4 protein-coding genes and 1 pseudogene are annotated in these 7,218 nt (G+C 68.6%); 3 read left to right on the top strand and 2 right to left on the bottom strand.

All coding sequences use genetic code 11. The annotated features are described in order from the left end of the window. Positions 1 to 179: 179 nt before the first annotated feature. The 3 genes from LQV45_RS14400 to LQV45_RS14390 all read left to right on the top strand — a co-directional run bounded on the left by LQV45_RS14400 (position 180) and on the right by LQV45_RS14390 (position 2,286). A complete protein-coding gene (locus tag LQV45_RS14400; protein WP_230007623.1) occupies positions 180 to 842 on the top strand; it encodes a 5-formyltetrahydrofolate cyclo-ligase in 663 nt (220 codons plus the stop codon). A gap of 139 nt (positions 843 to 981) precedes the next feature. Beyond that, the gene (locus tag LQV45_RS14395; protein WP_018773751.1) at positions 982 to 1,233 is read left to right on the top strand and encodes an FmdB family zinc ribbon protein; all 252 of its coding nucleotides are present in this window, start codon (positions 982 to 984) and stop codon (positions 1,231 to 1,233) included. A gap of 153 nt (positions 1,234 to 1,386) precedes the next feature. Then, the gene (locus LQV45_RS14390) at positions 1,387 to 2,286 is read left to right on the top strand and encodes an RcpC/CpaB family pilus assembly protein (RefSeq protein ID WP_308288869.1); all 900 of its coding nucleotides are present in this window, start codon (positions 1,387 to 1,389) and stop codon (positions 2,284 to 2,286) included. A 97-nt stretch (positions 2,287 to 2,383) separates the two neighbouring features. Here the strand turns inward: LQV45_RS14390 and LQV45_RS14385 are convergent, their stop codons facing one another. Further along, positions 2,384 to 6,688 carry an AAA family ATPase gene (locus LQV45_RS14385; RefSeq protein ID WP_230007621.1) on the bottom strand — a complete coding sequence of 1,435 codons (4,305 nt, stop codon included), beginning with the start codon at positions 6,686 to 6,688 and terminating at the stop codon, positions 2,384 to 2,386. 308 nt (positions 6,689 to 6,996) lie between these two features. Next, positions 6,997 to 7,218 (bottom strand): annotated as a pseudogene (locus LQV45_RS14380) (GMP synthase (glutamine-hydrolyzing)); the annotation flags it as partial.

The raw sequence follows: 7,218 nt of genomic DNA, 5'->3' as shown, positions 1-7,218 counted from the left end.
GGCCGGGAGAAACCTGGTACCAAGGCCCGCGGCGGGGATAACGGCCTTGCGGACGGAAGCGATGGGTGTATTCACACGACTAATCTAACGGAGGGACCAATCATTGCGTAATCATTATGCGAACCGCCTGCCGGGCCCCCCGGTGCAGCGCGGCCGCAAAAGGCAGAGGACGGGCCAAGATGGCGTCAAAAGAGGAAATTCGCTCCAGCCACAGGGCGGCGCGTTCCGCACTCCCGCTGGCCGCACAGGACACCGCCGCGGCGGGCATCGCCAGCCACGGGCTCGCGTGGGCCTCCGGGCTTGGCCGCGGCCGCCAGGGCACCTTCGCGGCGTACCTCGGTGTGGGCGCCGAACCGCCCACACTGCCACTGCTGACTGCCCTGGTCGAGGCCGGGCACCGGGTGCTGCTGCCCGTTTGCGAACCCGACATCGAGCTCAGCTGGGTGTACTGGACTCCCCAGTCCGGGTTTGTCCGCAGCCGGTACGCGCCCATCCAGGAGCCTGTCGGAGAGCGCCACGGAACCGAAGTCATGCGGGACGCCACCGCAATCTTCCTGCCGGCCACCGCGGTGGATTTCTCGGGCAACCGAATCGGGCAAGGCGGCGGCTACTACGACAAGTTCCTTGCCGCCCTGGCTGCCATGTCCTCCGCGTCCGGCGGGGCGGACGCCGGGGCGGCCGACGCTGCAGCCGACGCTGTCGCGTTGCCGACTGCCGCCGTCGTCTATGACACGGAGGTGCTGCCCGCAGGCAGCATCCCCGCGGAGTCGTTCGACCGGAAAGTCGACACGGCGCTGACCCCGGGCGGGATCGTCCGGCTCGGCCGATCCCGGCCTGCCTGATCCGGGTTCCCGCCAAGGTGATAGAATTGGCACTCAGGCCCTGCGACTGCTAAGGACGGAACAGGTCGATAGACATATCGGCGGTGATCCGGACTCCGCAGCACGGGACCTGCTCGTTTGCCCCTGAGGAGGATTTCCAGTGCCCACGTATGCATACGCCTGCAAGGACTGCAGCCACGCCTTCGAGATCGTGCAGTCGTTCAGCGACAACTCCTTGACGTCCTGCCCCGAGTGCCAGGGCACGCTGCGCAAGAAGTTCAACAGCGTCGGCGTAGTGTTCAAGGGCTCCGGCTTCTACCGGACCGATTCGCGCGACGCCAAGGGCAGCACGGTTTCCCCGGCTCCTGCAGCTCCCGCGGCCACCCCCGCGCCCGCCGCCGCGGCCAGCTAAGGCACCTGCCGGGTTGGCGCCGGCCGCCGGCTGGGCTACTGCCGGCTGATTCTCGGCACTGCCCGGCGCTGTCCGCTGTTGCCGTTGTTGCCGTTGTCCACATAGGACGTTCCGCAGCTGCCGCCGCTCTGCGCGGATCCGTAGCGTGGCGGCATGGAACTTTTCCTCACCGCGGTTTCCCCGCCTTCGTTCAAGACGGCTGCCCCGGCGGCGCCTGTGCCGTCTTCCACGCCTTCGTTCAGGGCGTTCCGCGCCGCAATGCCTGAAGCTGGCCCCGGCCGCTGGTCCCGTCCCGGTATCCGTCCAACGAGCCTTCCTGCCGCCACGTTTTCCGCCGCAGGCCTTCCGTTCCGGAGCCGGATCGGTCCCGTGAAACCCCGCCGGCGTCCGCCCCGCGGCCGTCCGTCGTGGCGCCGCCTGCGGGGCTGGCTGAACCGGAACCGGCGGCTTATCGCGGCCCTCCTGTTCTGCATCCCCGCCGGACTGACAGTTCAGCAACTGGCTCCAGCGCCCACTGACACTGTCGCAGCCTTCGCCGCCGCGGCCGATCTGCCCGCTGGAAAGTTTCTGGAACCCGGCGATCTCAGTAGGATCAGCGTGCCACCCGGCCTTATTCCTGCGGGCAGCCCCGGCAGCGAGACCGCGTTCGTGGGAAAACAGCTGGCCGCACCGTTGCGCCAGGGCCAGCTCCTCACCGACGCCCAGATCCTGGGACCGGGCCTGCTCGCCGGAAGCCCGCGAGGCTCTGCGGCCGTGCCGCTGAGGATGGCAGATCCGGCCTCCATCCAGCTGGTCTCCCCCGGGCAGCTCGTCAACGTGGTGCTCACTGCCGGCAACGGCATGGAACAACCCGGCGAAAGCCAAATCCTGGCCGAAGCCGTACCAGTGCTCTGGACGTCGGCGCAGGGCGGCAAAGCCGGCTCCTGGCCCGCCACTGCGGAGACTGACGGGCTGGTGGTGGTGGCAGCGACGGCCGACCAGGCCCGTAGGCTGGCGGGCGCGTCTACCCAGGGCAAATTGTTTTTCGTGCTTGTGGCGCCACCGCCGGGCTAGCTGTCCAGCCAGCAGGGCGTTTCCGCCGGGCCAGTGGCCCGGGCCGTATGCTCCGACGCGGGCCGCGCCCGCAGGCTCTGTGCTGCGGGCCGCCACGTCAGCCCCAGTGCGGCGGCTTCTGTTCCTGGAGCCAGGCGTCGTGATCGTAATTATCAGGCTGGTCACCCCAGCGCCGGGGGTCGTCTTCCGCCGCCTTGTTCGGCAGCACACCCTCCGGAACGGTGGCCTGTGCCTCCGAACGGCGGGACGTCTCCTTCGCGGCCTCCTGGTCCGGCCCGTCGCCGGTCGATTCCCCGGTCGATTGGCCGGCCTTCGACCCTGCGGTGTCGGCCGCGGCCCCCGTTGACTCGCCGGTCTTCGGCCCCGCGGTGTCGGCCGCGGCGCCCGCCGCGCCGGCTTCGCGGGCGCCGGTGGCGCCGGCGTCGTTCGTGTTGCCGGTCTTGCCGATCTTGCCGATGTTGCTAGTGATGCCGTCCGCACTCATGCCGCCGGCCTCCTTACTGCCTGTATTGCCTGTCATTGCTGATGCTGGTGCCTGCCGGCGGAATTCTTGGCCGGCAGTTTCGTGGCCGCGGAACACCTGTCCCGAGGGTTCGGCCGCCACGTGGTACTCGGCGGCCCGCGCCTCGTCGATCGCCAGGTGTTCGATGCCGTCGTCGAAGAACCCGTGCGATGTCCGCAGCCGGCTGGACACGGCGGGCTTCTCCAACCCGAGGTAGCCGCCAATCCGGTCGGCGCAGGCCGAGGGGTCGGTGAAGACCTCTATGGTCCACAGGGGCATGTACCGCCAGCCAAGCCGCTCCAGGAGCTGCGGCCGGAGCCTGCTCCGTTCGCGGACGCTCATTCGCCGGTAGTGGCTGGTACCGTCCGACTCGATCGCCACCGGACGGGGAATCTCCGCATCGTCCTGGCCGATCGTGGTCATCGGATCGGCGGCCGCCACCATGTTCAGGACGCCGTCGTACTGGTGCCACACCCGTGCCCCGCGGGCCCGGAGCCGGTCACCCAGGTCGGCCACGAGCGGATCGGCGCCGAGCGCCTGCTCGCTGGCCGCGGCCCGGGAGGCGGGGCTGCCAAGATCCGTGTTGCCCGCGATCTCACGGTCCAGGAGCTCGTAGAAGTCCACGGCGCCGTGGCTGAGGCGGCTGACATCAAGGTCTTCGGGCCGGAAGCAGCTGAGCACGTGCAGGGACCGGCGGGCACGCGTCATCGCCAGGGCGAATTTTGCTCGGCCACCTTCGGCGGAAAGCGGCCCGAGGCTGTGGAGGGTGCGCCCATGCGGGGTGCGGCCATAGCCCGGGGAAAAAATGACGTGGTCGCGGACCAGGCCCTGGGCCCGTTCCAGATCCACTACGCGGAAGGACTCATCCCCCGCAGTGAAGAAGCTGCCCAGCATGGGGTAGTTGGGCAGTTGCGCCCTGATGGCCTCGCCGATCCGGGCGGCATGGCGAAGGCTGCCGGTCACCACGGCCAGCGACGTCCGGGGGCGGAGCCGGGCGTGCTCGAAGACCAGCTCCACCGCGCGGTTGACCTCGGCAACAACCGATTCGACGCCGTCGTGGTCAGCGCTGGGCAGCCCCGTGCCGTCGGGGAGGTACTCCACGCTGAGGGTACGGTCCAGCCCTGTGGCGGATTGGCCCTCCGGGAGGCGGGTGAGTTCCCCGCTGTAAAAACCCTTGCTGAGCTGGCGCACCAGGTCTTCATCGACCGCACGGTACACGGTCCTGAGGTTCCAGACCGGAAGCACGGCAGAGAGTGCCCGGAACGAGCTCTCAACGCTTTGGTAGGAGCTCTCCCCCGCGGCGAGCCGTTCGACGCCCACGGTAAAGGTCCGGGGGCTGGCGATCTGTTCGTCGCCGAAGGCGATGACCTGCCGGGACCGGGCGATCGCCGGGAGGACGGCCTGCAACGAGGTCGTCTCGGCGTCGAGGATCACGACGGCATCGAAGGTCTGCTCGATCGGCAGCAGACCCGTCATGAGGTAGGGGCTGACGGACCACACCGGTACCAGTGTGGGCAGCAGCTCCTGCGCCTGGCCGCTCAGGGCTGCCAGGGTCACCCGGCCGTCCTTCAGCAGGCTGCGCAACAGCTCGGCCTGGCGGGGGTACGCCGAGATGGCAGTGCGCCAGCGCTCGGACAGGTTCCAGCGCAGCCGGGCAGCGCCGCTGGCGATATGGGCGTTGTCCGCGAGCCGGTACTCCGCCTCAAGCTGGCGCAGGGCGTCGCCGTCGGACATGGCGAGGTAGTCATCGCCGCTGATCATGGCCTCCAGGGCCGACTGCCACCAGGCCAGCTCAAGTTCGGCGGTCACCGACCCCTCCGGGACCTCGCGCTCGGCAAGGTCGGCGAGAAGCTCGCCCAGGCCGTGCTCTCGCATGCTTTCGACGAGCAGCGTGCGCTCCGGAAGGGTTTCAAGGGTCGCGGTGTCGGCGACGAGCCGCCGCACCCGGGGCAGGAGTTCGTCGTAGGGTGCGCGGTCCAAGTCGCCGCCGGCAGCGGTGTGCTTGACAGCCAGGCCCAGTTCAGCCAGTTCCGCTGCGAGCTCCCGGTAAAGGCCGCTGATTTCAGCCAGCCCGGACGGCACGGCCGGGTGCCGCTGCGTGGTCGCGTAGCCGGACCAGGCGGCGCGCTGTTCCTGCACGAGGACCAGGGAGCTGTGCAGGTCCGCGATGTGCACGCCGGGCCGGACGTACTCCTTGGCCACCCTGCGCAGGCGTGAGCGCTGCATGGACGGCATTTCGATCCCGCGTTCCCTGCGCCAGGCAGAGGACGCGGTGGCCGAGATCAGGTCGTGGACGGGCCGGTCAAAGATGTCGGGAGTGAATTTGTCCAGACTTTCGCGGACGGCCACGAGAAGTTCAATCTGCTCGCCCCATTCGGCGAAGGTCCGGCCGAGCCGGATCTCTGCGTGTTCCGCCACGGCATCCATGCGCCCGCGCAGCAACGGCAGTTTTTCCGAAACGGACTGGGCAACGCCCTGCGCTTCCTGCGTCTCCTTGCGGGTCAGCAGGCGCGCGCCGTGCCAGGGGCTGGTGGTCGACGCGCGGCTGAAGCTGCCGAGCTCGGCGGCGCGGCGGAGCCGGCCTGCGAGCTCCTCGCGGTCCCGGATATTGTCCAGCACGCTGCGCTTGAGCCGGACGGTCGTCGCCGGTGCCGGCTGGATGGAGGTCAGCTCTGCAAGGGACTGCATGGCCTCATACGGCGAGCAACCCCAGCGCGCCCGGACGTTGTGCAGGGAGGCTACGTGGTCCATGAGTGCGTGGCGGTGGCCGGTCAGTGTGGCGTGCAGGTTGCTCAGTTGCGGCTGCAGCGACTTCTCGTTGCGGACGATCGCCCGGACCAGCTGGCCCTTCAGCTGCAGCGGGCTGGCGCTGCCCGTCAGCTGCAAGAGGACCGAATCCAGGCCGAGGCCATCCAGCTGCCCGGAGATCTCGGCGAGGCTGGCCCGCCTGTCGCCAACCACCAGGACGGACTTGCCCTCGTCCACCAGGGCGCCGATGGTGTTGATGACTGTCTGGGTCTGGCCCGTGCCCGGCGGGCTGCTGACCACCAGCGAGTCGCCCGCCCGGACGGCGTCGACCACATACTGCTGGTCCGTGTCGGCGTCGAGCAGCAGAAGCTCGTCGGCGGGGTCACGGTCGTCCGTGCTGGGGAAGCGGCCGGGTTCCAGAGCAGGCACGTCGACCAGTTCGCCGGAACCGGACCGGGCCAGCGCGGTGACCAAGGGGTTGTTCTGGTTGATCCACGGATCATCGAGGTTGCCGGAGAGGTCGGCGAAGGTGGAGACGAGCAGGTTGTGTTCGACCTCGGCGCCGTGAATCGGCTGGACCAGGGTGCCCAGGCGGTCCAGAACGGGCTGCGGGTCGTAACGGGCCGTGCTGTACGCCATCCGCGTCACCGCGTTGACGTCGAAAACGATCCCGTGGACGGTCTTGAGGTGCCGGACCAGCGCCGGGTTGATCTGCGCCTGTTCGGTGAGCTGCAACTCATAGTCGTCCTCGCCGGGGCGCACCGTGAGGGATATGGCGGTGAGCATGACCGGGGCCGAGATCCGTTGCGGCTTACCGCCGACGGCGGACGTCCAGACGACAGTGCCGGCGGAGAAATACCCCGCGTCGATGCCGCGGTCATTGGCGAGTTCGAAAATCTTGGAGCGCAGGTTTCGTGATGCCCTGGCCGCGACAACGAATTGCTGGCGGTCGCGGATCAGGGTCGAGAGCCGGGTACGCCGCCCTGCCATCAGCTGGGCGAGCCCCGAGGGATGGGCATGAGTCAGGTCAATTGAGCCTTCGGGCGTCTTGGTGAAGCGCAGCATGGTATCTGCACCGGTGACGGGCTTGAGCCCCGACAGCCATTTCCTGAACTCCTCGGAGCCCTCGGGGTGGCCTTGACCAACTGACACTGCTGCCTTCTTTTCTGTGCTCGACTTCTCTGTGCCGGACCGCGGCGGGCTCGACTCTGGCGGGTTCGTCGTATCAACGCTCGTCTGTGTTGCGTCCGCGCTTTCCCTGGCCGCATCTTGTGTGGTCGCGGTTGCCAGGCTCGCGCGGGACGCCTTGGACCATACCGGCATGCTTTCGAGGGTAGCCCGAATCCCCCGCAGGTGCGGGGCCGCAACACTGGGCGGTGCGAAATTCAGCCCGAATTGTCAGAAACATTGTCAGGAACAAAATGAAATGGCCGGCCTCGAAAGGCCGGCCACTCAGATTGCTATTCCCACTCGATGGTTCCCGGCGGCTTGCTGGTCACATCCAGCACCACGCGGTTGACGCCTTCCACCTCGTTGGTGATCCGGTTGGAAATCCGGGCCAGGAGATCGTAGGGCAGCCGCGACCAGTCGGCGGTCATGGCGTCCTCGGAGGACACGGGGCGCAGGACAATCGGGTGTCCGTAAGTGCGGCCGTCGCCCTGGACGCCCACGCTGCGGACGTC

Source organism: Microbacterium sp. Bi128 (genome assembly GCF_918698205.1).
The sequence above is the reverse complement of the archived record's forward strand: the minus strand, read 5'-3'. Positions and strand labels throughout refer to the sequence as shown.

What these genes read in the sequence shown, in the direction of transcription:
- LQV45_RS14400 (WP_230007623.1), top strand. Translation starts at nt 180, where the DNA reads ATGGCGTCAAAAGAGGAAATTCGCTCCAGCCACAGGGCGGCGCGTTCC.
- LQV45_RS14390 (WP_308288869.1), top strand. Translation starts at nt 1,387, where the DNA reads ATGGAACTTTTCCTCACCGCGGTTTCCCCGCCTTCGTTCAAGACGGCT.